Source organism: Methylococcus capsulatus str. Texas = ATCC 19069 (assembly GCF_000424685.1).
Classification (GTDB): domain Bacteria; phylum Pseudomonadota; class Gammaproteobacteria; order Methylococcales; family Methylococcaceae; genus Methylococcus; species Methylococcus capsulatus.
The window spans coordinates 30,963-54,881 of record NZ_AUKJ01000018.1 but is presented as its reverse complement, the minus strand read 5'-3'; the positions used below and the strand labels follow the sequence as shown (position 1 = coordinate 54,881).

Sequence of the window (23,919 nt, the reverse complement as noted above, 5' to 3'; positions counted from 1 at the left end):
CTCAATGCCGTTCCAGCGCTTTGCGTATGACCGATTCCACCCGGTCCAGGCAGAGCGGGCGCACCAGGTAGTCGAATGCGCCCTGATTCAGGGCAGTGAGCGCGCTTTCGTCGGTGCCATAGGCTGTCACCAGGATGACCGGGGTCGTGATGCCCATGGTTTTCAGCGCCGCGAGCAGGCTCAACCCGTCCAGTTCCGGCATGTTGATGTCGGTGATGATCAGATCGATGGCGCTTTCGCCGATTTGCTTCAGGGCCGATTTTCCATCGCCCGCCGACAACACATCGCAGCCCAGCCGGGACAGCAGTATTTCCAGCATCCGACGGCCGTTGGGTTCGTCGTCCACTACCAGGATGCAGGGTCTGGTCATGACGTGGTTTCCTCCTTCAGTGGCAGGCTGACCTTGAAGCGCGCTCCGCCCCACTCGGAGGCTTCCGCGACGATGCGGCCGTGATGGGCGTCGACGATCTGGCGGGTGACGGTGAGCCCTAGGCCGATGCCGCCTTCGCGAGTGGTGAAGAACGGATCGAACACCTTCGGGCGGTTTTGCTCGGGGATTCCGGGACCATCGTCGTCGACTTCCACCGACAGTGCCTCCCGATCCGAGCTCGAGCGGACTTCCACACGTCCCCCGGAAGGGGTGATCTGGATGGCGTTCATGACAAGGTTAAGGAACACTTGCATCAGCAGCTCCTCGTCGCATGCCGTCGTCGAATTTTCCGCTTTCAGCGAGCAGCCGAGGCGGATGTTCTTTTTCCGCGCCTGGGTCGCCAGCAAATCGGCGACGCGCCGCACGATGGCGTGCACATCGCACGACCGCATTCTCGGCGGGCGGGGGCGAGCGCATTCCAGCAGGGTTGAGATCAGCCGCTCGAGCCGAGCCGACTCGTCGAGCATGAAGCGGGTCAGTTCGAGCCCTTCGGCGCTCAGTTGAGGTTCGCGCTGCAGCATCTGCGCCGAGGTGTGCAGGATTCCCAGAGGAGTACGTACCTCGTGCGCCATGATCGCGGCCATTTCGCCGACCATCGCCAGCTTTGCGGCGTGGATGACTTGCTGGCGGGATTGTTGCAGATTCTCGAGCATCTGCCCGAATGCCGTTCCCAGTTCCCTCACTTCACGGGTGCCGGCGATGTGAGGGCCGACGGCGTTTTCGTGACGCACGAAATCGCGGGTCCAGGCCGTCAGCCGTACCAGGGGGCGGGCGATCCTGCCGGCGACCGCCAGCGCGGCGACGCCGGCGAGTAGCCCGGTGACGAGGAAAACCAGGCTGAACAGCCAGAGCAGTGCCCTCACCGAGCGAAAGGCCTGATCGGTCGGCTGGAATACCAGGACCGACCAGCCGAGGCCGGGATAACCCTGATAGCCGCGGGAAGCGGCATGTCCGATCAAGACCTCCCCCTTCAGCAGCGGCACGCCGTTCCGGGTGAACGTCGCCATGCCGTCGGGGCGCCAGTCCGACAATGCTTTTGCCAGCAGGAGTCCACGATCGCGCAACGACGCCGAACCGGCAACCAGACGTCCTTCCTGGTCTATGAGGGCGACGTACCGGTTGCCCGAAACGGAATGTTCGGCCTGGTCGAACAGGCGGAAAATCTGCCACAGGTCGAATGCGCCGTACAGACCGCCGATTTCGCGTCCGTCGTAACGGCTGTAAACCGGGGTGTGGATCAGGAGGGAGGCCTGGCTGTAGGGCGCTTGCAGATCCAACGGTTGCAGGAAGACTTCGCCATTGGGCAGCTTGGCGCCGACCCAAGGTGCCTGGAGCGCTTGGGTTCGGCCGATGGCGGCGGTGGTGCTGGAGGCGACGACACGGCCGGTCCCGTCGGCGAAGAAGAGCTCGCTGTAGACCTCGCCATAGCCTTGGCGGATGTCCGTGAGGAAGCGGGCGAGCCGTTTGTCCACATCGCCCACTCTGGCGTCCTGCATGACGTCGAGCCGGCTCCAGGAATGGATGTTCTGCAGGCGCTCGAACAACTGCATGTCGACCTGTTCCATCAACAGCGTGGCGTCCTTGGCGAGGTTGCGGCCGATTTCCTCCGCCAGCGCTTCGCGTGAGGCGAAGAACGAAAGGCTCGCCAACAGGGCCAACGCCAGGAAAGTCAGCGACAGGAAGGCGATCAGCAGCAGCCGGGAGATGGTCATGAGACGGGAAGGAGAGTCCGGTTCGCGAAGTTAATGTAACATTCGTGGTTCCTGTGGAGCCTGCTTTCGCAGGCCGAATTTTTCACCATCCTGTCGCCGACGGCCAAGCTTTTGCTCGCCCGACTCCTTCTCTTTCTCCTCTCGGTTCTTGTCCTGTCCGCCGCGCGGGCCGAACCAGGCGGCGATGGCTCCAGCTATCAGCTGGGGCGGGGTTTGGCGGTAGGGGATACCGGCATCCGCTTCGGCGGTTATGCCAGCGTCGAAGCGGGAGCGCCGAGTCCCGGCCCATGGGAATTCAGCGTCAGCGATCTCAGCCTTTTCACGACCTGGACCGACCACGCGCACTGGCGCTTCTTTTCGGAAACCGAAGTGGGCGAAGCGCTGACCGCGGGGGGGAACCAGGGTTTCAGTACCCGCAACGCGCATTTCGAACTCGAACGTCTGTACATCGACCGGCTGTTCGACGATTTGTTCTCGTTACGTTTCGGCAAGTTTCTGACCCCCGTTGGCCGCTGGAACCTGCTCCACGCCAGCCCCCTGACCTGGACCACGACACGGCCGGTCGCGACCTACGATCTGTTCTCCAAGCATGCCACCGGCCTGATGCTGCACGGCGGTTTCCCCGTGTTGGATCGGCACATGGACTATGCCTTTTATGCCGACCTGACGGAAGACCTCGATCCGTATCGCTCGGCTGATCCGTTCGACAATGCTCTGGGTTCCCACTGGCTTTATTCGTTGGCGGACAACCTGGAGCTGGGGCTGTCCTATGTCAATTACCAATTGCATGACGATCCCAGCCACCGCTTCAACCTCGTCGGCGTCGAAGGGGCCTGGTTTTACCGCCGGTTCGAACTCAACACCGAGTGGGTATACCGGAACGGCGGGCTCCAAGGTCTGTACCAGGGCTTTGTGCAGGGGGTGGCACCGTTGGTAAGCCATTGGTACGCCATCGGGCGCTACGAGTATTTCGATCAGGTACAGCAGCCAGCCGGGCAGCTGGGCGTGTTCGGACTGGCATTCCGACCCGTCCCACCGTTGGTTTGGAAGGTGGAGTACCGGATCGGCAGCCATAACGAAATTTCGGCTCCGGACGGTCTGTACGGGTCGTTTGCGGTGTTGTTTTGATCGCCGTGTGCCGGTTGCTCCTCATCCTTGTTCTCGCATCCTGGCAGGCGTTTCCCTGGGCGGGGGAATCCATAGCCGTGGTCGCCGCAGCCGGAAGCCGTCTGGACAAGCTGTCCCTCGACACGGTCAAGCTCATCTTCAAGCGCAAGAGCATGGTGAACGCGTATGGCGACCGCTGGATTCCGGTGAACCTACCTCCCGCGCATCCTCTGCGCCGGCTCTTCTCGCTCGCCGTGTTCGACGCCCTGCCCGAGGACATGGAGGAATATTGGAACGAGCAGTATTTCCAGGGCATCAATCCGCCTGAGGTGCTCTCGTCCGAGGAGGCCGTGCTCCGGTTCGTCGCTGCCACGCCGGCGGCCATCGGCTATGTGCGGCAAGCCCAGGCCGATGCGCGAGTGAAGATCCTGTTGCGGATCCCGTCGACGGGCGACCTCGGCGAGCCGCCATGACAAACCCGGGCCTTCAGGGTGACAGGTGTTTCTTCGGGTAGTCCAAGAATTTCAGCCGGCCGGCGCCTTCCATGACATGCGCCCAACTGTCGAGCGGGAATTCGATCGCCACGATGCCGCAGGTGGGTATCTGTCCCAGACTTTCGCCGATAAGGCAGGAAGCGGCTTCCGACAGGTCGGGATTGTGGCCGATCACGTACACCCGCCCGTTCTTGTCGTCCAGCGCCCGCACCAATTCCACGATGGCCCTCGTCCCGCCGAGATAGAGTTCTTCCGCGATGACGATGGAGTCTTTGTCGTAGCCGACTTTGCTGGCAATGAGGTGGGCGGTTTTCCGCGCCCGCCGCGCGGGGCTGGACACCATGCAATCGGGTTCCATGCCTCTGAACCGCAACAGACTCCCCATGAAGGGGGCATCGCGCTTGCCGCGCTTGTTGAGCGGCCGGTCGCGGTCGCTGAGCGATGCGTCGTCCCAGGCGGATTTCGCATGCCGGATCAATAGCAGCTCTTTCACAAGCCTCTCTCTCGTGCGTGTGGATGGCAGGGGTTCAAGTTCAGGTAATGGACACCCCGTTGTATACTATGAACGGCACGATGTGCCAACGCGTGAGCATTTTTGTGATGCCGCTGGTGATGATGCGCCGGGCGTCCTGAGGGGCGTCGCTCCATCCGTAGATCTCCCCGCCCGGCGGCGTGCCGGCACTCGATTGGTTTTTTTGCAACTCTCTTGGCGAGAACGATTCCATTGAACAGACGCACCGGGATGCTCCTGTATCTGTGCCTGGCATGGGCCGGCGGTTTGGCGCACGCAGGCCCGGCGAGACAGCCCGCACCGGTACCGCTCCCGAGTTCCACCCCCCTGCCTCCGGCCACAGAGGAAGACAGGCCTTTTGGTTTCGATGTGGTTGAACGGCGCGCCCGTGCCCTGGCAGCCCAACCCTATGTCCGTGACGACGGCGGTGTGCCGGAATTCCTCGGCAAACTGGACTACGATCAGTACCGCGATATCCGCTTCAAGGCTGAAAAGGCGCTGTGGCGCGACGAGGGGCTGCCCTTCCAGATCCAGCTGTTCCATCGGGGATTCATGTTCAAGGACCGGGTCATGATCAACGTGGTCAGCAACGGCGAAGCGACACGCCTGGCTTATTCGCCGGAATTGTTCGACTTCGGCAAGAACCCGCTGCCGGGCCCGCTCGATGCCGACCTCGGGTTTGCCGGTGTCCGCTTCCATTACCCCTTGCGCCGCAACGACGTTTTCGATGAAGCCGCCGTCTTCCTGGGCGCCAGCTATTTCCGCGCCGTGGGTCTGGGCCAGACGTACGGCCTTTCGGCCCGGGGGCTGGCGGTCGATACCGGGCTCACCAAGGCGGAAGAGTTTCCGGTCTTCCGGGAGTTCTGGATCGAAAAACCGGCCCCGGGTGGGTCTGAGCTGGTCATCCACGCGCTCATGGACAGCCCCAGTGTCACCGGTGCCTATCGCTTCGTGCTGCGACCGGGCCTGGATACCGCCTTGGACGTGACCCATCATCTCTATTTCCGCCGCAAGGTCGAGCGTCTGGGGATAGCGCCGCTGACCAGCATGTTCTTCCATGGCGAGAACACCGACCGTTTCGCGGACGACTTCCGCCCTGAAGTCCATGACTCGGACGGCTTGCTTATCTCTCGCAGCAACGGCGAGTGGATCTGGCGTCCCCTGAACAATCCTCGCCATCTGCGGATCAGCGTGTTCCGGGACGAGAAGTTCAACGGGTTTGGCTTGCTCCAGCGCGACCGCGGCTTCGACCATTATCAGGATCTGGAGGCGAATTATCATCGCCGGCCGACGTCCTGGGTCGAAGCCGTGGGTGATTGGGGTCCCGGTGCGATTTATCTCATCGAGATTCCGAGCGATGCGGAGAAGTACGACAACATCGTCGCGTTCTGGGTGCCGGATCAGCCGGTCGATGCGGGCAAGGAGATGAGCTTCTCGTACCGGCTGCATTTCACTTCCGACGAGCTGATGGCGCCACGTTCCGGCAAGGTCCAGGCGACCCGGATCGGTGCGGGTGGCACCAATGCCCAGGAAGCCGGCAGACGCAAGTTCGTGGTCGATTTCGCCAGCGAAACCCTGAGACTGTACGGCGAGGACGCGAAGATCGAAGCGGACGTTGGCACCTCTTCGGGCTCGATCCGCGACACGGTGGTCCACAAGAACACCGAGACCGGGGCCTGGCGCCTGAGCTTCGAGCTGGAGCCTGAGAAGGATAAGGATCCCGTCGAGTTGCGTGCGGTGCTGCGTGCAGGCAAGGACGTGCTCACCGAGACCTGGCTGTATCAATGGAGTGCTCAATGAGTGCCGAGCCGGCGGCCGTTTCTGCGGCCATGGCAGCCGATACCACCGCGCACGGTGCTTGCGAGACCGGGGAAACAGTCAGATCTTATCTACGGCGCCTTCGGTTCCAGGATCCAGCCCTCATCGAAAGGCTGGCGGCGGAATGCGTGGAACGGGCTCGCCGGCGCGTCTCCCGACACGACCCGGCCGAGCTGTCGCGGCGCGCCATCGAGGAAGCCCAGCGGCGCCTGGATCAGGCGCTGGCGCGGGCGCTGGGCGTGAATGCCGGTCGCGAGCCGGCGTTGATCGCGGCTGCGCGCGCCGCGTTGCTGCTGGCCGATGCGGGGGTCACTGCCGACGAGGTCTACCTGACTGCCTCGGCCAATCCGGCGCTGGCCTCGCGTCTGTCCAGACACCTTCCCCAGGCTCAGCCGCCCGAGGCGCCCGCGTCGATGCAGCCGCAGAAGCTTCGCTTCTTTCTCTTCAAATCCGTCTGATTCATCAGGACCCGCATGGCCGTTCATTCGCCGATGCCCCGCCGGCCCAGGCTGTTCCGTCGAACCGTGTTCCTGACCCTGGTGACGCTGACCACCTTCGCCGCCATGTTCATGATCACCAGTGCCTTCCAGCAGAACGGCCTGACGCCGCAGGAACTCGTGCTGCTGCTGCTCTATACACTGCTTATCCTGTGGATCAGCACGTCGTTCTGGACTGCGACGATCGGTTTTCTGGTCCTGCTGTTCGGCGGCGACGGCCAGTCGATCGGCCGTTTGCCGCCGACGGCGTCGCCGGAGCCGGAGGCGACGCCGCTGCGGACGGCCATCGTCATGCCGATCTACAACGAAGATCCACAGCGGGTGTTTTCCGGCCTGGCGGCGATCTGGCAATCCCTGCTGGAAACCGGGCGTTCCGAGGGTTTCGAACTGTTCATCCTGAGCGATACCCGCGACCCGGAGATCTGGATTCAGGAGGAGACTCGCTGGTACCGGCTGTGCGAGGAGTTCGACGGGCACGGGCGCATTTTCTACCGCAACCGGGAAAAGAACATCGCCCGCAAGAGCGGCAACATCGAGGAGTTCTGCCATCGCTGGGGCAACCGCTATCGTTACATGGTCGTGCTCGATGCCGACAGTCTGATGAGTGGCGAGACGCTGGTGCGCATGGTGGATCTGATGGAGGCGCATCCCAACGTCGCGCTGATCCAGTCTCCACCGCTCCCGGTCAATCAGAAGTCGCTGTTCGCTCGGATCCTGCAGTTCGCCAGCAGTCTGTATTCAGACATCTTCACCGCCGGGTCGTCGTACTGGCAGCTCGCCGACAGCAATTACTGGGGCCACAATGCCATCATCCGCATGCAGCCGTTCGTGAAACATTGCGGCCTGCCCAGGCTGCCGGGCCGCGAGCCCTTCGGTGGCGAAATCCTCAGCCACGACTTCGTCGAGGCTGCCCTGCTGCGGGAGGCGGGCTGGGAAGTCTGGCTGGCCTACGAGCTTGCCGGCAGCTATGAAGAACTGCCGCCCACCCTCATCGATTACGCCAAGCGGGACCGGCGCTGGTGCCAAGGCAATCTTCAGCACGTCCGCATGGTGTTCGCCCGCGGACTCTCCGGCATCAGCCGGTTGCATTTGGTGATGGGTATCATGTCCTACCTCTCGTCCCCCTTGTGGCTGCTGTTCCTGCTCATCACCGGTTTCGAGGCCTATATCCAAAGCCAGACTCTGCCGGTGTACTTTTTCGGTGACAACATCTTCCCGGTCTGGCCGGAGTCCTACGCCGTCGAGATGACGACGGTCCTCCTGGTCACCCTGGCCATGCTGTTTTTGCCCAAACTGTGGAGCCTCGTTCTGCTTTTTACCCGCAACCGCCGCAAGCTGAAGGCGTTCGGGGGCGTTTTCCGGGTGACGCTCAGCGTGCTTTTCGAGAGCGTGTTCTCGATTTTCACCGCGCCGGTGCTGATGCTTTACCAGAGCAAATTCGTCATCTCCATTCTGGCGAGGAAGAGTGTGGGCTGGCCGCCCCAGCAACGCGATGCGCATGGCTTGAGCTTCAAGGAGGCGTTTCTGGCCCACGGTGGACAGACGTTGGTCGGCATCGTCGCCGGTGCCCTCAGCTATTACTATGTGCCCAGCTTTTTCTGGTGGTTCACCCCGGTCCTCGCTGGCCTCGTTTTCGCCATACCGACCTCCATGATTTCCAGCAGCGCCGGGTTGGGTCTCCTCGCCCGCCGGCTTGGGCTGTTTTTGACGCCGGAGGAATCCCGGGCTCCCCGGGTGATCGAACTCTTACATCGGAATCTCGAGCGCGACTCCGGCGTGGAAGAAAGCAGCTACGGCAAGATCGTCGATCCCGCCGCCTGTGCATTGCATGCGGCATTGCTTCCTCAGCGGCTTCCGAAGAAGCGTCTGCGCCACCAACGGCATGCACTGATGTATCAGTTGGTCGAGGAAGGCCCGGAAACGCTTTCCAGCGCAGAGAAGCGCAGCCTCGTTTCCGATCCGGATACCTTGATGCGGCTGCACACCCTTGCCTGGAGCCGGGGCGAAAGCCATTGACTGACGTCACGGAAGCGATAGAGCGCCATCAAGCCGAGTTACGGCGGTGCAGCCGTTGCCCGGACATGGTGCCGCCGGTGGTCGTGGGTCAGCCGGTCGTCTCGCCGGTGTACCTGGTGGGGCAGGCGCCGGGCGCAAAAGAGGGCGCGCTGGGCAGGCCGTTCGCCTGGACGGCGGGCAGGACGATGTTCCGCTGGTTCGCGAACATCGGCCTGGACGAGGAAACGTTCCGGGAGCGGGTCTACATGGCTGCGGTATGTCGCTGTTTTCCCGGCAAGAACCCCAAGGGCGGAGACCGTGTCCCGGCTCCGCAGGAGATCGAGCGGTGTTCGGTCTGGCTGCATACCGAACTCGATCTGCTCAGGCCGGCGCTGATCATTCCGGTGGGAAAGCTCGCGGCGAGCCGGTTTCTGACGTTCGGGCAGCTCGGCGACGTTGTGGGGAAGCGGCACCGTGTCGAACTCGGAGGGGTAAGAACGGATCTGATTCCGCTGCCGCACCCATCCGGCGCATCCACTTGGCATCGGCGCGAGCCGGGCAGGAGTCTGCTCGAACAGGCGCTGGGGCTCATTCACAGCCATCCCGCATGGCGTTCTTTGTGTGACTGGAATGCACGCTGACAGGGCATTCTGCTGCGAGTTGTGCACAATCGTACGGATCGCCCCGTTTTGTTGAAGGTCTTTGTCCCATGCCGAAGCCGTGTCGGCAAATATTTGTATTAAAAGTCATTTTATGAGAATCTCGAGACGAGGGACGGCGATGCCGTGGCAGTTGACGGAGCTATTCGGGCATATCCCGCATTTTTCCCACAAAGTTATCCACAGGTTATCCGCCCCCTGAACCCATGTCAGCCATGAATGTCCAGGTCAGCCCGGAAGGCAGTCTCGAAGTCCTTTCCAAACTCGAAGTTGGGAAGTTGCTCGACAGCAGCGAGAGCGCTCTTCACGAACTGTTCCGCAATTGTTCGCTCGCGGTGTTGAACTGCGGCGGCCAGGTCGATGACAGCAGGGCGGTGTTCGATAAGTACCGCAACTTCGACATCCGAGTTCTCCCCACGGCGCGCGGCGTGCGCCTGGAACTCATCGACCCCCCGCCGAGCGCTTTCGTGGACGGTGAAATGATCCGTGGGATACGCGAGCACCTGTTCTCGGTGTTGCGGGACATCGTCTATACCCGCTTCGAGATCGTCGGTGATCCCAAATTCGACCTGTCCCAATCGCGGCACATCACCGATGCAGTGTTCCACATCCTCCGCAACGCCAATTGCCTAATCCCCGATGTGCCGCCGAACATGGTGGTGTGCTGGGGTGGTCATTCCATCGACCGCGGCGAGTACGAGTACACCAAGGAAGTCGGCCACGAACTGGGTCTGAGGGGACTGGACGTGTGCACCGGTTGCGGACCGGGTGCGATGAAAGGGCCCATGAAGGGTGCCACCATCGCCCATGCCAAGCAGCGTATCCGGAGCCCGCGCTATGTCGGTATCAGTGAGCCCGGCATCATTGCCGCCGAGCCGCCCAATCCGATCGTCAACGAACTGGTCATCATGCCTGACATCGAAAAGCGCCTGGAGGCCTTCGTGCGGACGGGCCATGGCATCGTCGTGTTTCCTGGCGGTGTGGGTACGGCGGAGGAGGTTTTGCACCTGCTCGGTATCCTGCTGCATCCGGAAAACAAATACCTGCCGTTTCCCCTGGTCTTCACCGGCCCCCGCCACAGCGCTGGCTATTTCGAGCAGATCGACCGCTTCATCGGCGCGACTCTGGGGCAGGAAGCACGGAAGCGCTACCAGATCGTGATCGGCGACCCTGCGCAGGTCGCCCGACGGATGAAAGAAGGCATCGATCTGGTGCGGCAGTTCCGGCGCCACCATGACGACGCCTATTACTATAACTGGCTGCTTCACCTCGAACCGGCGTTTCAGACGCCTTTCGTGCCGAGCCACGAAAACATGGCCGGCCTCGCCCTGCACCGGAACCAGCCTCCTCATGCGCTGGCGGCGAATCTGCGGCGGGCTTTCTCCGGGATCGTCGCGGGGAACGTCAAGGCCGACGGCATCCGCCGGATCGAGCAGGAAGGGCCGTTCGAGATCCGCGGCGACCGTTCGATCCTCGATCCCCTGGACGAATTGCTCGCGACGTTCGTGGCGCAGAAGAGAATGAAGCTGCCGGGGACGAAATACGAGCCGTGTTACCGACTGGTCGCCTGAAGCCGTTCAATGTTTCGCGGCGGGGGCGGGGGACTGGCGGGGTGTCATTTTCTGTACCACGCTGTCGATCCCGTTCTTTTTGAGGATCGTGCGCAGGCGGTCGGCTTCGGCCAGATTCTCATAGGGTCCGATCTTCACGCGGAACCATTCGACGTTTTCTATTTTGACTCTCTCCAGCCGGGCTTTGACCTTGAGCTTGGCCAGTTCGGCACGCATTTTTTCGGCATCGGGCCGCGAGCGGTAGGATCCCGCCTGGACGATGTAGCCGCCACCCGGCGGCGACCTGCCCTGTTCCTCCTCGCGCTTGATGGTCCGGATTTCCGCTTCCGGGATGATTTCTTCCTTTTCCGACAATATCTTGTAGAAGGTAAAGCGGGGGGGAGCGGCTTTCTTGACGGCCGTGGGGGCAGGCGTTTCCAAACGCCTGGCTTCGGTCCCGGTTCCTGTGGGAACCGCCGGCGCCGGCTGGGGGGGAGCTTCCGGCGTAGGGTTCACCGTGGCTGTTTCGGCCTGTCGGGAAAGGATGACATAGGTTCCGGCTCCGGCCGCGAGGCATACCACGACGATGCCCGCCGCCAGCCAGCCCCGCTTGCCTCGGCGCCGTGCCTGGCGGTAACCGGGAACCCTGTGTTTGTAATCCTTAGGCATTGCTACATGGTTTCGGGAGCGGACACGCCCAGCAAGCCGAGACCGTTGGCGATGACCTGCCGTACGGCATCGATCAGATTCAGACGGGCATCTCGCAGGTCGCCGTCCTCGACCAGGAACTGACAGCTATTATAGTAGCCGTGGAATTCCGCGGCGAGGTCGCGCAGATAGTGCACCAGGTGATGCGGGGCGTATTGCAGCGCCGCCTGCTCCACGACTTCCGGGTAGCGCGAGAGGCTGGCCACCAGCGTGAGCTCATGCGGTTCGCAGAGTCTTTCCAGACGACGCATCCCGCGCCCCAGATCCCGTGCCCAGCCTTTCTCGTCGAGCTGGCGGAACACGCTGCATACCCGGGCATGGGCATACTGCACGTAGTAGACGGGATTTTCGTTGGTTCGCGAGGTGGCCAGCTTGAGATCGAAGTCCATGTGCTGGTCGGATTTGCGCATCACATAGAAGAAGCGTGCCGCATCCTTGCCGACCTCGTTGCGGAGCTGGCGGAGGGTCACGAACTCCCCGGAGCGGGTGGACATCTGCACCCGCTCCGTACCCCGGTACAGCACGGCGAACTGTACCAGCAGCACCTCCAGTTTGCTGGCATCGCCCCCCAGTGCCTGGATGGCGGCCTTGACGCGGGGGATGTAGCCGTGATGGTCGGCACCCCAGACGTTGACGATACGGTCGAAGCCGCGTTCCAGCTTGTTCAGGTGATAGGCGACGTCGGAGGCGAAATAAGTGGTCTGGCCGTTCTCTCGCACCAAGACCCGGTCCTTTTCGTCGCCCAGCCGGGTGGAAGCGAACCACTGCGCCCCGTCCTTCTCATAGACGTAGCCCGAGGACTTGAGTCTTTCCAGGGCACGTTCCACGGCTCCGGTTTCGGTGAGACTCTGTTCTGAGAACCATTCCTGGTAATGGGTGCCGAATTCGCCCAGATCGTCGCGGATGTCGTCGAGGATGCTGTCCAGGCCGGCGTTGAACACCTCGCAGTAACGCTCGGGGCCGAGGAGGTTTTTCGACTTGCTCACCACGGCGTCGATATATTCCTCCTTATCTCCCCCCTGGGGCTCGTCCGGCGGCAGTCCCAAGAGGACTTCGTCGGCGGACGTCCGGTAACGCTCGCCCTGGGTACGGTAAAGATCGGAGGCGATGTCGCGGACGTATTCGCCGCGGTAACCGTTGGCCGGAAAAGGCAGCACTTCCCCGCAGTTTTCCAGGTAACGCAGCCAGACGCTGGCGGCCAGGATGTCCATCTGCCGGCCGGCGTCGTTGACGTAGTATTCCCGGTGGACGTCGAAACCCGCCGCTTCGAGCAGGTCGGCGACGACGGCGCCATAGGCGGCGCCGCGGCCATGGCCGACGTGGAGGGGGCCGGTGGGATTGGCGGACACGAATTCGACCTGCACCCGCTGTCCCGCACCGATGCTGCTGCGGCCGAAGCCGGGACCCTGACCGTGTATATCGGCGATGACCCGGTGCTGGGCGATCGCATCCAGGAAGAAGTTGATGAAGCCGGGGCCCGCGATTTCGGTGCGGATGACCGCCGGGTCCTCGGGCAGTGCGGCGCGGATTTTTTCCGCCAGCCGCCGCGGGTCGCAACGGGCGGATTTGGCCAACAGCATGGCGGTGTTGGCCGCGAAATCGCCGTGCGCCGGATCACGGGTGCGTTCGATCTGAAGAGGTACTTCCTGGTCGGCGGGGAGGTCGCCGGCTGTTTTGAGTCGCTCCAGCGCACTACGGAGCAGGGTTTCCAGACGCTTTTTCATGAACGGGGAGCCGGACAAAGGGAGAATGGTGAAAAAGCGATTATTATCCTATAAAGGCACGCCTGCCGCCCAATACGACGGGCAGGTCTTTCACCATCGGAGATGATCAATCGTCATGACCACACGGGATATTTTTCATCGCCTCCGCGTGGGGCTGGCCTTGCTCGCCGGTTTCCTGGTGGGCAAACTGCTCGGAGGGCATTTCGGTCACCATGCTTCCGAGTTTTTCATCGGCGGCTTTATGTTGGGCTTCCTGCTGACCCATGCGCTCTACTGGGTCATTGACAGGGCATTCGGCCGCCGCGCGCCGCTCTGAGGACTGGCCTGGGCCGGCGGATGCAGGGGGGCGAGCGCGACCGGACCGCGGTTCTCCGCTCTGGCTTTGCCGAGATCGGTGGTGACGATCGCGGCCCACAAGGCCGCACCGTTCCATTCCGTCCGGGGATATCCATAAAGCGCCCGGCCGAGTGCTTGGACGGCGTGCTTGAGCTCGCCTTGGGAGTGTCCGGCAATCCCTTCCAGCGAAGCGTCACAGTCGGGCCAGCGCTGCGCGGCCCAGTCGAGCAGGGCCCGGCGGGCACGGCCTGGATCGTTGGCGGCACAGGCCTCCTTCAGTTCGCGCATGAGCCGTGAACCGGAAAGCTGCGGGGATTCCGATGGCTTCATGACGGTTTTCTCCTGGCTCCACCGGGCCGTTCGCCACCACAGGCCGGCGGTGATCAGCCATCCTCCGGCGAGGAAGAGGCAGAGCCAGAACCAGATCGGCGAGTCCGCTCGGCCGCTTTCTGGTTCGCCGCCCTTGACGGGCGGGGTACCTGCCGTCTCCTGTGCGGATGCAGGCGTCGGTTCCGGGACCGGCTGGATCGGCGCTGCAGCACCTGCGGCGACTTCGATCTCGCGTTCGGGAAGACGGGCCACTTCCATTCTTTCGGCCGCGGTGTTCCACCACGGCACCTCGATGGCGGGAAGGAGGTAGCGGCCCGGTCTGTCGGGGACCAGGGCCGTCTTCTCCTGGCGGGTGCTGAGGAGCCCCGTGCCTTGCCGCTGCTCGTCGAGGGCCGGCTGATCGGGATAGCGCCGGATGTCCTCCGGCAGTCCCGCCAGGCCGAGTTCCGGCAGCACCCCCACGGTGGCCCCTTGCGCCCTGAGCGTGAGGGTGCGGGTGAGCGGCTGGCCAGTCTCTATCCGACCGGTATCGGGTGACAAGGTCTCCTCCAGCGTCACGTTTTGCGCGGGTAGCCAGTGCTTGCCGGAAAATGCGGCGGGTGCCGGCCGCACCTGCAGCTCTATGGCCTTGGAACGCAGGCTAACGGTCTTCATCGGCCGGCCGAAGAACGGGTTGAAGCCGCCCCGTCCGCTGGCCTGTACTTCGGCGTCCAGGGTCAGCGGCGGGATGAGCAGGGGGCCGCTCTTCTGCGGGAAGATCGCATAGCGGATTTCGGTCGCCGAGTAGGTCGCGCCGTTGCGTTCCGTCGAGTAATTGTGTTTGTCTCCCAGCTGCTGCACCAGCGCATCGGGAATCTCCAAGGGGCTCAACCGGGCGCCGCCCAGACGGGTCCGGTAGAGCACCCGCACCGTGTAGATCACCTGCGCCTGGACGTACGGGTTCTTCGGCGAGACGTCGACTTCGATCAGCAACGCGTCGTCGCCCGCACTACCCGCCGGTCCCGGCGCCGGCCGATCGGTGACCGTCACCGTCAAGGGCTTGGAGCGGTCGTCGCCGAAGGCGATGGGCGGCACGGTCAGTGTGCCGGCCTGCTTGGCGACGACCGTGACGGTCCATTCGAAGGTGCGGCTGACCTTGCCGTTGACCATCGAGATCTGGCTGTTCTGACTTTGGCTCAGTACCCGGAAATCCCGGCTCAGCGGCGTGAAGTCCGGCTCACCGTCCGGCGATTCGTCGGCGCTGAAGGTGAGGTTGAAGGACTCGTCGACGGAGACTGGCTCGCGGTCGGCTGTGACGATGATCTCCGTTGCCAGGACGGCGCCGCTCCAGCCCAGCCAAAGCAGTAGGCCAAGGATGAGCGGGCCCCATGCGCGCAAGCCTCGTGCCGCCATGCTCACTGCCCTCCCGTGCCCTGCTGGCGTTGCCGATACTGGTAAAGGAATTTGCGCCGCAGCAGGCCGCCGGGGTCGTCCGGGATGCGTTTGAGCCATTGTTCGGTGGCCTGCTCCTTTTCCTGCTCGGTCTGGGATTCGGATTGCTGCATCGGCTTTTCCTGGGTTTCTCGTTCTTCCGCCGGTGGCTCGCCGGACTGGGGGGTCGGCGATGCACCATGGGTTTGGTCCGGTGCTTCCGGCTCGGGGGTTTGCCGTTCACCGTCTTTCTGGCCGGGCGGCGGCTCGGGTGGTGTTTCGTTTGGTCTGGATTCTTCCTCGGACGGGTCTGGCCGTCGTTCCGGCGAATCTCTGCCGCGGTCGTTCGGATCCTGTTGCTGATCGTCCTTCGGATTCTGGTCCCGGTCATGGGAACCGGATGGCTGTTTCTGCTGTTCCCGTCGCTTCAGTGCGTCTTCCACGACTGCGCGGTTGTGGCGAATGTCTTCGTCGTCGGGGGCGAGCCGTTCGGCCTGTTCGTAGGCTTCCAGTGCCTCCTCGAGCCTGCCTGCTTTCGCCAGCGCGTTGCCCCGGTTGTAAGCGGCGTCGGCGCCATCCAGTCCTTCCAGCGCCCGCGCCGCTTCCTCGTATTTGCCGGCGCGGTACTCGGCAGCGCTCTTCCAGGCCGGGTCGTGAAAGCCGGTGGCGGCCTGGTCGAATCGTCCGGCTTCGAAGGCTTCCGCCGCCCGCTGGTCCGGCGTCTTCCAGAGCCCCTGCCAGTCCAGTGCGTGGGCGGGGTCAGGCCAGGGCAATGCAAGCACCAGCGCGGCGAGCCAGCCGCGACGGAAGCCCAGGGCCGCCAAAGGCAAGACCAGCAGGAGCAGCCAGGGGCCGCGGTCTTCCCACAGCTCCAGCTCGCTGGCCGCCTCCCTGTCCTCGTGGCGGCGGGCGTTTTGTTCGAAGAAGGTGGTGAGGGCATCGGTGGTCGCGGCGCCGGAGTTCAATTCGAGGTAACGCCCGCCGCCCTGGGCCGCCAGTTCGCGCAGCGCAGGCGCATCCAGGCGCGACAGTTCGATTTCGCCGCTGGCTCCTTTGCGGAAGCCACCGTTTCGCAGCGGTATGGGGGCGCCCGCTTCGGTACCGACCCCCAGTACCGAAATCCGGAAGCCTTCGCCGTGCAGTTCCGCTGCCAGCTCCGCGGCCGCCGGGTCCGCCCGGACCGCGGCTAGCAGAATGTCGCCGTGGCGGAAACCGGCATCGCGCAGGAGCTGCGCGGCCAGTGTCAGCGCCCGGCCGGCATCGTGGCCGGTGGCCGGTACCAGATCGGAGCTCAGGGCCGGAAGCTGGGCGTCGATGGTGTCGACGTCGTCGGTCAACGGCGTGACCGTGAAAGCATCACCGCCGTAGACGAGCAGTGCCGTCTGGCCGTCCTTGCGGCGTTTCAGCAGGTCGGTGACCGCGTAGCGCAACCGGGTGAGGCGGGAGGGTCGAAGGTCCGTCGCGTCCACCGCCGGAGACAGCTCCAGCGCGATCACCAATGCCGACTGGTTTCGGAAGGCCGGCATCGGCTGGCGTTCCCACGTGGGGCCGGCCGCTGCCAGGATCGCCAGGGCGCCGACGATCGTACCCAGCCACCACGGCAGCTTGCCGTTCCGCCCCGGCGTACCGGTCAACAGATGAGGCAGTAGCACCTCGTCGCAAATCTTGGCCCAGTCGCCTCCGCCCTGGCTGCGGCGATACCAGTAACCGAGTGCCAGCATCAGGGGAATCCAGGCCAGCAGCCAGAGCGGACGCAGGAAATGAAACTCCGTCACGTGGCGTTCCTCCCGCGCAGCCACAACGCACCGGCACCGGCCAGCAGCCCGAGTCCCAGCGGCCAGGGATAGAGTTCGTCCCGGGGGCGGAAATAGCGGGCATCACGCGCGATGGGTTCGAGTCGGTCCAGCAGGGCGTAGATCCTGTCCAATTCCTCGGTATTGCGGGCGCGGAAATAGCGTCCCCCGGTCTTCTCCGCGATGGCGGTCATCGCGGCCTCGTCCAGGTCCTCGGACGGATTGACCCGGCGGGTGCCGAAAAAGTCGCGCACGATCATTTCGTCCGCGCCGACGCCGATGGTGTAGATCTTCAGCCCTTCCCGCGCCGCCAGCTCGGCGGCCTGCAGCGGCTGGACCTGGCCGGCGGTGTTGGCGCCGTCGCTGAGCAGGATCAGCACCCGCTGGTCGGCCGGGTTGTCGCGCAGGCGCTTGATCGCCAGGCCGATGGCATCGCCGATCGCGGTCTTGTCGCCGGCCAGGCCGATCGCCGCCTCATCGAGCAGCTTCTCGACGGTCTTGCGGTCGAAGGTGAGCGGCACCTGGAGATAGGCCTGTTCGCCGAACAGGATCAGACCGATCCGGTCGCCGCTGCGGCGTTCGATGAAAGCGCTCGCGACCCGCTTGACCGCCTCGAGCCGGTTGGAAACCTCCCCGTCGACCACGAAATCCTCGATGTCCATGCTGCCAGACAAGTCCACCGCCAGCATCAGGTCGCGCCCGCTCACGGTCTGCTCGATCGGTTCGCCCAGCCACTGCGGGCGGGCGGCGGCGGCCACCAGCAGTAGCCAGCCCACCACGGCCAGGATCAGGGGCGCGCGGCTGCCCGGCATCGTGCTCCCCGCGGCTCCCAGATCGGCGAACTCGCCGGCGAAAGCAACCCGCAGCGCTGCTTCGCCGCCGCGCGGCGCGGGTTTCCAGAACCGATGCACGAGGAGCGGCGCGGGCAGGACGAGGAACAGCAGAGGCCAGGCGAATTCGAACATGGCAGTGAAGCTCAGGGCGGGTATCGCCGGGATCGGGGAAGTTTGCGCGCCCAGCTCCGGCAGAGGGCAAACAGGACATCCAGTTGCACTGCGCCGCCGGGGCGGTAAGGAGCGTCGATCAGGCAGCGGCCGGGGCCATCGCGGAACTGGCGACCGCCCAATACGGCGTCCAGCCGTTCCAGCCACGCCGGGCCGGTCAATCCCGCCACGTCCTCACGCGGATAGAGTGTGAGGCAGGCGCGCCGCAGCAGGATCGAGACCCGCGCGATCTTCTCGGCCGGTTCGAGCTCGTCCGATGCCTCGATTACGGCCAGCTCGCGCAGCAGTGCCGCCCGGAACGGGTTGCGGATGAGGCGCCGCCATGCGATCCACAGGGTCAGGATCAGCGCCAGGACGAGCAGCGGCGCCAGGTACCAGCCGGGCGCTGGAGGCCACCCGCCGACCGGCGGGGGCAGATGGATGTCACGGAGATCGAGCTGCTGTTCCATGCTCTCAGCGTGTTTTCGACGAGGCGCGCAGCGACCGCTGCAGGAAAGCCAGCGGATCGTCGGCGGTGGAACATTCGAGCCAGCGCATGCCGCGGCCGCGGGCGAAACGCTCCAGTGCGCCGCGGCGCGTTTCGAATTTCGCGCGCCAGCGCTCGGCGCTGCGGCGGCCGGCGTCGAAGGCCGTTTCCCGGACCGTGTCGCTGACCCGGAAATGGCCGGATTTCGGCAATTCCGCCTCCAGAGGATCGTACACGAACACCAACACCACCGAGGAATGCCGCGCCAGGGCACTCAAGGCGGTCTGCGCGGCGGCGTCGAAGCCGCGGAAGTCGCTGAGCACGAACACCAAAGTCCCCGGTTTCGCGTGCTGCTGTAAGTGCTTCATGGCCATGGCCGGTACGGTTTCGGACGCCGTTGCCGGCAACGCCGGAGCCTGCGCCTCCGCCAGCTGCCGGATGAGGCGAAGCACCCCGCGCTGGCCGTGCTCTGGCTTGAACTCGCTGCAGCCGTGATCGGAAAAGATCTGGCCGCCCACCCGGTCGCCGTGGTGGCTTGCGCTCCAGGCCAGGAGGGAAGCGAGCTGAGCGACGCGCACCGATTTGAACGCCCCGCGGGTGGCGAACCACATCGCCGCGCGGTAGTCCACCGACAGCATCACCGGCCGCTCGCGTTCTTCCCGGAACAGCTTGGTGTGGGTCCGGCCGGTCCGCGCCGTGACCCGCCAGTCTAGGTTGCGAACGTCGTCGCCCGGGGCATAGGGGCGGGATTCCGCGAATTCCATGCCGCGGGCCTTGAAGCGTGACAGGTAGCCGCCGCTCTCCACCGCCTTCACCGCGATCCGGTACAGCCCGATGCCGGAGGCCGGATGGTTCAGGCGGATCAGCCCGGCCAGCGAAGGGCGGACCAGGTCGGCGGTAGGGCCAGCCGGGTGTGGCATACTGCTCATCGGATGCGGAGTGGAAGAGGCGGAACGCGGTACGAAGCGGAATTCGGCAGGGGCTCGATGCCTCGGTGAGAAAGAATTAAAGCGCTCCAGAGCGGCGGGGTCAAATGAGGTTTGCCGGTCGGCCCGAAAGTCGCAGCCCCTTTGCTTTAATTCTCCCCCAGGAGCGGTATTCGTTCGGCGCATCCCCATGCCGAACCCTTCGGGCGCCACCCGGGCAAACCGGCTTTCCTGTCGATTCATGCATCGACCCCGAGGGCGCCGGGCACGAGAGCCCGGCATGAACCCTCACGCCGTGTCGGTACACTGTCCCGTCACCGGGTTGTCCATCCACCCTTGTCATGAATCGCCCAATCCCTTCGATTCTGCTCCCCCTTTGCCTGGCCGCCTGTACTGCCGCGGTGGACGGTCTGGAGGGCACCGCTGTACCCCGTGTTTCCAGAGTTTTGTTACATTAGAGACAAACAGAACGCTCATCGGCTCTCTGGTTTACGGTGCGTGGGCAGCCCGCAGGAGCCGCCGTCGCGGTTCGCGATTCCGGCGAGTCGCGGCCGTCCGGTGGGGAATTCGACGCCGAGGTATTGCGGCCTCGGCAGCGTGAGTTGCAGGCCCTACCGGTACGGCGCTGGCATTCAGTGCCATCGAGGTTCGAGTCAGGCCATTGAATTTCAAGGAAGCCAGCGAGGCATCGGCGCCTGGATGGCATCGCAAGTCTGGGGAGAGGAATGAACGAAACGGATGACCGGCAAGCCCGTATCTTGATCGTCGATGACGCCTTGGCGAACGTCGGCCTGTTGCTGGACGCCCTGGAACCCGAGTTCGACGTCCAGTTCGCGACGTCCGGGGCCGAGGCGTTATTTCTGTTGGAAGCGGGGGCGCAGCCCGACCTCATCCTCCTCGACGTGGCGATGCCGGACATGGACGGCTTCGAGGTTTGCCGGCGGCTCAAGGCGGACGGGAGGACCCGCGACATCCCGGTCATCTTCCTGACCGCCGAGGATGGGGAACACGACGAAACCTTCGGCTTGGCTCTCGGGGCGGTGGACTACATCGCCAAGTCGTCTCCCATGGCCATCGTGAAGGCGCGGTTGCGCAACCATGCCAGACTGGTCATGCAGGAACGGCGCCTGCAGCGGGAGATCGCCGAGCACAAGGCAGCCCGGGAGCAGCTGCAAGTGGCCGGAATGGTGTTCAGCGCCTCCAGCGAAGGCATGCTGCTGGTGAATGCCGACAACCGGATCGTGGCGGTCAACCCCGCTTTCGTCGCCCTCACCGGATACGGGCCGGAAGACGTGGTCGGCAAGGACCCGAAGCTGCTGCAATCGGGGCGGCACGGTCCCGCCTTTTACCAGGCCATGTGGGCGGCCCTCGAGGCTACCGGAACCTGGCGCGGCGAGATCTGGAACAGGCGCAGGAACGGCGAGGAATACGCCGAGCATCTCACCATCAACACGATTTACGACGAAGCCGGCAAAGTCCACCTACGCGTCGCCCTGTTCTCCGACATCACCGAGAAAAAGGCGTCGGAAGCCCTGATCGAGTTCCAGTCCTGCTACGACGCCCTGACCCGGTTGCCCAACCGACGGTTGTTCGCCGAGCGCCTGGCACTGGCCAGTGAACGGGCGCACCGCGACCGCGGCCGCGTGGCGCTGTTATACATCGATCTGGATCATTTCAAGGAGGTCAACGACACACTGGGGCACCACCAGGGTGATGCCCTGCTGGTCCAGGTGGCCCACCGCGTCCGGCGCTGTGTCCGCGAGTCGGAGACCGTAACCGTCGCCAGGCTCGGGGGCGACGAGTTTACCGTGATCGTACCGGACTTCGAAGGCATGGATGAGGTCGAGCGGCTGGCACGCGCCATCATCGACAGCCTGAGCGAGCCTTTCCGCCTCGGGGATCAACTCGCCCATGTTTCCGCGAGCATAGGTATCACCGTCTTTCCGGACGACGCCGCCGACACCGACGGTCTTTTGCGGAATGCCGATCAAGCGATGTATGCGGCCAAGCGGGCGGGGCGCAACGGTTACCAGGCGTTCAATCCGGAGATGCAGCGCGCCATGTCGATGCGGGTACGCCTGAGCCAGGCGCTGCGGGACGCGGTGCAGGCGGGTCAGTTGCGTTTGCATTACCAACCCATCGTCGAACTGGCGTCCGGACGGGTACGCAAGGCCGAGGCCCTGTTGCGGTGGGAGCATCCCGAGTTCGGCGAGGTGAGTCCCGCCGCCTTCATACCGATCGCCGAAGACTGTGGCAGCATACATTGCATCGGCGATTGGGTGTTCGAGCGGGCGGCTTGCCAGGCGGCCCGCTGGCGGAGCCGGTTCGGGACCGATTTCCAGGTCAGCATCAATGTCTCGCCCCGGCAGTTTCAAGCCGGCGGCAGGGATTTCGGTCGCTGGCTGGAACGGCTGGGGGAACTCGGGCTGGATGGAAGTATGCTGGCGCTCGAAATCACCGAGACGCTGCTGATGGATACGGACCAGGCGATCGCCGACAAGCTCGCCCAGTTTCGGGCCGCGGGTGTGCAGATTGCGCTCGACGATTTCGGGACGGGGTATTCTTCGCTTGCGTATCTCAAGGAATTCAGAATCGATTACCTCAAAATCGACCGGACGTTCGTTCGGGACATGACGCCGGATTCCAAGAGCTTCTTGTTGTCGGAAGCCATCGTAACGATGGCGCACCGGCTGGGCTTGAAGGTCATCGCGGAAGGGGTGGAAACTCCGCAGCAGTACGCGCTGCTCGAGCGCATCCGCTGTGATTACTTCCAGGGATACCTGTTTTCCAGGCCGCTGCCGGAGGATGCGTTCGAGGGCTTGCTGCGATCGGCCTCCTGCGAGGCTGTATGTCCATGAACGGCCGAAACTGACGGAGGCGGCCATGGTCGTATTTTTGGTGCACCTTTTCTTTACGGCGGCACTGCTGCTGGTGGTGGCCCATCTGGTGCGTGGCGTGGAGGTGGAAGGCTGGGGGCCGGCGATCCTGGGCGCGATCATGCTCGGCCTGGTGAATGCGTTCGTAAGGCCGGTCATGGTGCTGCTGACCCTGCCGTTCACGATTCTGAGCTTCGGGCTGTTCCTCCTGGTGATCAACGCCTCGATGCTGTGGCTGGTGTCGGTGCTGGTGCCGGGCATAAGGGTCAGGGATTTCGCTTCGGCCTTGCTGGGGAGTCTCCTGCTCACGCTGCTCAACCTGGGCGTCGCTTCGCTCCTGGGGCCGGTCTAAGCCCGTTCGTCCTTGGTTCAGGCCGGCGGGAGGAAGCGCTGCAAGACGTCGTCCAGGAAATTCCAGCCGCGGTCGCTACAGCGAATCACGCCGCCATGGCGTTCGAGGAGCCCTTCTTGCAGGCATTCCGACAGGGCGGGTTCCAGGGCGCATGCGGTCAGTCCGGTGCGTTCGGTGAAGCTTGCGAGTTCGAAACCTTCCCGCAGCCGCAACTGGTTCATCAGGAATTCGAAGGGCAGGCTCGCATCGTCCACGACGTGCTCGCCGCCCAGACCCTGGGTTTCCAGGTATCGCGCGGGATGGCGGGTCTTCCACAGGCGCGTGATCCGACCCGATGCCGGGTCGGTGACCTTGCCGTGGGCGCCGGCGCCCACCCCCAGATAGTCGCCGAAACGCCAGTAGTTGACGTTGTGGCGGCAGCGGAAGCCGTCGCGGGCATAGGCCGAGATTTCGTAATGGCCGTAGCCGGCATCGGCCAGCAGTGCCTGGCCGGCGCGCTGGATGTCCCAAACCGCGTCCGCCTCCGGCAATGCAGGGGGGGAGCGGTGGAACAATGTGTTGGGTTCGAGCGTGAGCTGGTAATAGGAGACATGGGTCGGCCGCTGGGCGATGGCCGTTTCCACATCCCGTTTCGCCTGGGCGATGGTCTGTCCGGGCAGGCCGAACATCAGGTCGAGGTTGAAGTTGGTGAATCCGGCTTCGCGGGCCATCGCCGCGGCCTCGACGGCGGCGCGGCCGTCGTGGATGCGGCCCAGCGCGGTCAGTTTGGCATCGTCGAAGCTCTGCACGCCGATCGACAGGCGGTTGACGCCGGCTTCGCGGAAGCCCTTGAACTTGGCGGTTTCCGCCGTGCCGGGATTGGCTTCGAGCGTGATTTCCGCGTCGCTGGCCAGGGCGATGCGCGACCTGACACCCTCCAGCAGCAGGCCGACGGCTTCGGGACTCAGCAGGCTGGGCGTGCCGCCTCCGATGAAGACCGATTCGACGCAGCGGCCGGTCACCCTGTCTGCGTCCCGCGCCAGATCGTTCAGCAAGGCCGCGATATAATCGCGCTCCGGCAGTCCTCCCTCGAGGCGGTGGGAGTTGAAGTCGCAGTACGGACACTTGCGCACGCACCAGGGCACGTGGACGTAGAGTCCCAAGGGTGGTGGTTTCAGCATGGACGGGGCCGTGCGTCCCGGTCGACTTGCATTTCGTACAAACTTTCGTATCTTACGCGCA

At 64.2% G+C, this 23,919-nt stretch carries 22 protein-coding genes; 9 read left to right on the top strand and 13 right to left on the bottom strand.

Annotated features, from left to right (window positions below):
• Position 1 precedes the first annotated feature (1 nt).
• Both H156_RS0106370 and H156_RS0106365 read right to left on the bottom strand, forming a co-directional pair.
• Complete coding sequence (locus H156_RS0106370; protein WP_010962284.1) at positions 2–370, bottom strand: response regulator; 369 nt, start codon at positions 368–370, stop codon at positions 2–4.
• Positions 367–2,142, bottom strand: a complete 1,776-nt coding sequence (locus tag H156_RS0106365; RefSeq protein ID WP_020376767.1) for a sensor histidine kinase — start codon at positions 2,140–2,142, stop codon at positions 367–369. Before H156_RS0106365 ends, H156_RS0106370 begins: the two co-directional genes overlap by 4 nt.
• Positions 2,143–2,253: 111 nt before the next feature.
• On the opposite strand from H156_RS0106365, the gene H156_RS0106360 reads away from it, so the two are divergent.
• A complete protein-coding gene (locus H156_RS0106360) occupies positions 2,254–3,270 on the top strand; it encodes a hypothetical protein (protein WP_017364822.1) in 1,017 nt (338 codons plus the stop codon).
• Positions 3,271–3,347: 77 nt separating this feature from the next.
• On the top strand, positions 3,348–3,722 hold the full coding sequence (locus tag H156_RS0106355; protein WP_010962281.1) for a hypothetical protein: 375 nt from the start codon (positions 3,348–3,350) through the stop codon (positions 3,720–3,722).
• Positions 3,723–3,735: 13 nt separating this feature from the next.
• Here H156_RS0106355 and H156_RS0106350 read toward each other — a convergent pair whose 3' ends face one another.
• On the bottom strand, positions 3,736–4,236 hold the full coding sequence (locus H156_RS0106350) for a SixA phosphatase family protein (RefSeq protein WP_017364821.1): 501 nt from the start codon (positions 4,234–4,236) through the stop codon (positions 3,736–3,738).
• Between the two features lie 40 nt (positions 4,237–4,276).
• On the bottom strand, positions 4,277–4,468 hold the full coding sequence (locus H156_RS15875; protein WP_017364820.1) for a hypothetical protein: 192 nt from the start codon (positions 4,466–4,468) through the stop codon (positions 4,277–4,279).
• A gap of 155 nt (positions 4,469–4,623) precedes the next feature.
• On the opposite strand from H156_RS15875, the gene H156_RS0106340 reads away from it, so the two are divergent.
• From H156_RS0106340 to ppnN, 5 genes are all read left to right on the top strand, one after another.
• Positions 4,624–6,054, top strand: a complete 1,431-nt coding sequence (locus tag H156_RS0106340) for a glucan biosynthesis protein G (protein ID WP_218796722.1) — start codon at positions 4,624–4,626, stop codon at positions 6,052–6,054.
• Positions 6,051–6,530, top strand: coding sequence for a hypothetical protein (locus H156_RS0106335; RefSeq protein ID WP_010962278.1), 480 nt, complete (start codon positions 6,051–6,053; stop codon positions 6,528–6,530). Before H156_RS0106340 ends, H156_RS0106335 begins: the two co-directional genes overlap by 4 nt.
• 15 nt (positions 6,531–6,545) lie before the next feature.
• Positions 6,546–8,585: a glucans biosynthesis glucosyltransferase MdoH gene (gene mdoH, locus H156_RS0106330; RefSeq protein ID WP_017364818.1), complete on the top strand. Its 2,040-nt coding sequence runs from the start codon at positions 6,546–6,548 to the stop codon at positions 8,583–8,585.
• Positions 8,586–8,650: 65 nt separating this feature from the next.
• Complete coding sequence (locus H156_RS0106325) at positions 8,651–9,205, top strand: uracil-DNA glycosylase family protein (RefSeq protein ID WP_017364817.1); 555 nt, start codon at positions 8,651–8,653, stop codon at positions 9,203–9,205.
• Positions 9,206–9,429: 224 nt separating this feature from the next.
• Positions 9,430–10,794: a nucleotide 5'-monophosphate nucleosidase PpnN gene (gene ppnN, locus H156_RS0106320; RefSeq protein WP_010962275.1), complete on the top strand. Its 1,365-nt coding sequence runs from the start codon at positions 9,430–9,432 to the stop codon at positions 10,792–10,794.
• 6 nt (positions 10,795–10,800) lie between these two features.
• On the opposite strand, the gene H156_RS0106315 is transcribed toward ppnN, so the two are convergent.
• The 8 genes from H156_RS0106315 to H156_RS15870 form a co-directional block, all read right to left on the bottom strand.
• The gene (locus H156_RS0106315; protein ID WP_010962274.1) at positions 10,801–11,442 is read right to left on the bottom strand and encodes an SPOR domain-containing protein; all 642 of its coding nucleotides are present in this window, start codon (positions 11,440–11,442) and stop codon (positions 10,801–10,803) included.
• Positions 11,443–11,444: 2 nt separating this feature from the next.
• Positions 11,445–13,205 (bottom strand): arginine--tRNA ligase, encoded by a 1,761-nt coding sequence (argS, locus tag H156_RS0106310; RefSeq protein WP_026045873.1) that lies wholly within the window; start codon positions 13,203–13,205, stop codon positions 11,445–11,447.
• A gap of 106 nt (positions 13,206–13,311) precedes the next feature.
• Positions 13,312–13,470, bottom strand: a complete 159-nt coding sequence (locus H156_RS17320) for a hypothetical protein (RefSeq protein ID WP_187148241.1) — start codon at positions 13,468–13,470, stop codon at positions 13,312–13,314.
• A 5-nt stretch (positions 13,471–13,475) separates the two neighbouring features.
• Positions 13,476–15,263, bottom strand: coding sequence for a BatD family protein (locus H156_RS0106300; RefSeq protein WP_017364815.1), 1,788 nt, complete (start codon positions 15,261–15,263; stop codon positions 13,476–13,478).
• 2 nt (positions 15,264–15,265) lie between these two features.
• On the bottom strand, positions 15,266–17,056 hold the full coding sequence (locus H156_RS0106295; protein ID WP_017364814.1) for a VWA domain-containing protein: 1,791 nt from the start codon (positions 17,054–17,056) through the stop codon (positions 15,266–15,268).
• Complete coding sequence (locus H156_RS0106290) at positions 17,053–18,039, bottom strand: vWA domain-containing protein (RefSeq protein WP_017364813.1); 987 nt, start codon at positions 18,037–18,039, stop codon at positions 17,053–17,055. The genes H156_RS0106295 and H156_RS0106290 overlap by 4 nt, the downstream gene beginning before the upstream one ends.
• A gap of 11 nt (positions 18,040–18,050) precedes the next feature.
• Positions 18,051–18,527 carry a DUF4381 domain-containing protein gene (locus H156_RS0106285; RefSeq protein WP_010962268.1) on the bottom strand — a complete coding sequence of 159 codons (477 nt, stop codon included), beginning with the start codon at positions 18,525–18,527 and terminating at the stop codon, positions 18,051–18,053.
• 4 nt (positions 18,528–18,531) lie between these two features.
• Positions 18,532–19,464 carry a DUF58 domain-containing protein gene (locus H156_RS15870; protein WP_017364812.1) on the bottom strand — a complete coding sequence of 311 codons (933 nt, stop codon included), beginning with the start codon at positions 19,462–19,464 and terminating at the stop codon, positions 18,532–18,534.
• A gap of 731 nt (positions 19,465–20,195) precedes the next feature.
• On the opposite strand from H156_RS15870, the gene H156_RS0106275 reads away from it, so the two are divergent.
• Positions 20,196–22,328 (top strand): EAL domain-containing response regulator, encoded by a 2,133-nt coding sequence (locus H156_RS0106275; RefSeq protein ID WP_017364811.1) that lies wholly within the window; start codon positions 20,196–20,198, stop codon positions 22,326–22,328.
• Between the two features lie 25 nt (positions 22,329–22,353).
• Positions 22,354–22,698: a phage holin family protein gene (locus tag H156_RS0106270; protein WP_017364810.1), complete on the top strand. Its 345-nt coding sequence runs from the start codon at positions 22,354–22,356 to the stop codon at positions 22,696–22,698.
• 17 nt (positions 22,699–22,715) lie between these two features.
• On the opposite strand, the gene hemW is transcribed toward H156_RS0106270, so the two are convergent.
• Positions 22,716–23,858 (bottom strand): radical SAM family heme chaperone HemW, encoded by a 1,143-nt coding sequence (gene hemW, locus H156_RS0106265; RefSeq protein ID WP_017364809.1) that lies wholly within the window; start codon positions 23,856–23,858, stop codon positions 22,716–22,718.
• Positions 23,859–23,919 lie beyond the last annotated feature (61 nt).

Excerpts from the sequence above, each read along its gene's own strand:
- H156_RS0106290 (WP_017364813.1), bottom strand. The coding sequence starts at position 18,039 with ATGTTCGAATTCGCCTGGCCTCTGCTGTTCCTCGTCCTGCCCGCGCCG.
- hemW (WP_017364809.1), bottom strand. The coding sequence starts at position 23,858 with ATGCTGAAACCACCACCCTTGGGACTCTACGTCCACGTGCCCTGGTGC.
- H156_RS0106275 (WP_017364811.1), top strand. The coding sequence starts at position 20,196 with ATGAACGAAACGGATGACCGGCAAGCCCGTATCTTGATCGTCGATGAC.
- H156_RS0106315 (WP_010962274.1), bottom strand. The coding sequence starts at position 11,442 with ATGCCTAAGGATTACAAACACAGGGTTCCCGGTTACCGCCAGGCACGG.
- H156_RS0106335 (WP_010962278.1), top strand. The coding sequence starts at position 6,051 with ATGAGTGCCGAGCCGGCGGCCGTTTCTGCGGCCATGGCAGCCGATACC.
- H156_RS15870 (WP_017364812.1), bottom strand. The coding sequence starts at position 19,464 with ATGCCACACCCGGCTGGCCCTACCGCCGACCTGGTCCGCCCTTCGCTG.
- H156_RS0106325 (WP_017364817.1), top strand. The coding sequence starts at position 8,651 with ATGGTGCCGCCGGTGGTCGTGGGTCAGCCGGTCGTCTCGCCGGTGTAC.
- H156_RS15875 (WP_017364820.1), bottom strand. The coding sequence starts at position 4,468 with ATGGAATCGTTCTCGCCAAGAGAGTTGCAAAAAAACCAATCGAGTGCC.
- mdoH (WP_017364818.1), top strand. The coding sequence starts at position 6,546 with ATGGCCGTTCATTCGCCGATGCCCCGCCGGCCCAGGCTGTTCCGTCGA.
- H156_RS17320 (WP_187148241.1), bottom strand. The coding sequence starts at position 13,470 with ATGGGTCAGCAGGAAGCCCAACATAAAGCCGCCGATGAAAAACTCGGA.
- H156_RS0106300 (WP_017364815.1), bottom strand. The coding sequence starts at position 15,263 with ATGGCGGCACGAGGCTTGCGCGCATGGGGCCCGCTCATCCTTGGCCTA.
- H156_RS0106370 (WP_010962284.1), bottom strand. The coding sequence starts at position 370 with ATGACCAGACCCTGCATCCTGGTAGTGGACGACGAACCCAACGGCCGT.
- argS (WP_026045873.1), bottom strand. The coding sequence starts at position 13,205 with ATGAAAAAGCGTCTGGAAACCCTGCTCCGTAGTGCGCTGGAGCGACTC.
- H156_RS0106365 (WP_020376767.1), bottom strand. The coding sequence starts at position 2,142 with ATGACCATCTCCCGGCTGCTGCTGATCGCCTTCCTGTCGCTGACTTTC.
- ppnN (WP_010962275.1), top strand. The coding sequence starts at position 9,430 with ATGTCAGCCATGAATGTCCAGGTCAGCCCGGAAGGCAGTCTCGAAGTC.
- H156_RS0106270 (WP_017364810.1), top strand. The coding sequence starts at position 22,354 with ATGGTCGTATTTTTGGTGCACCTTTTCTTTACGGCGGCACTGCTGCTG.
- H156_RS0106285 (WP_010962268.1), bottom strand. The coding sequence starts at position 18,527 with ATGGAACAGCAGCTCGATCTCCGTGACATCCATCTGCCCCCGCCGGTC.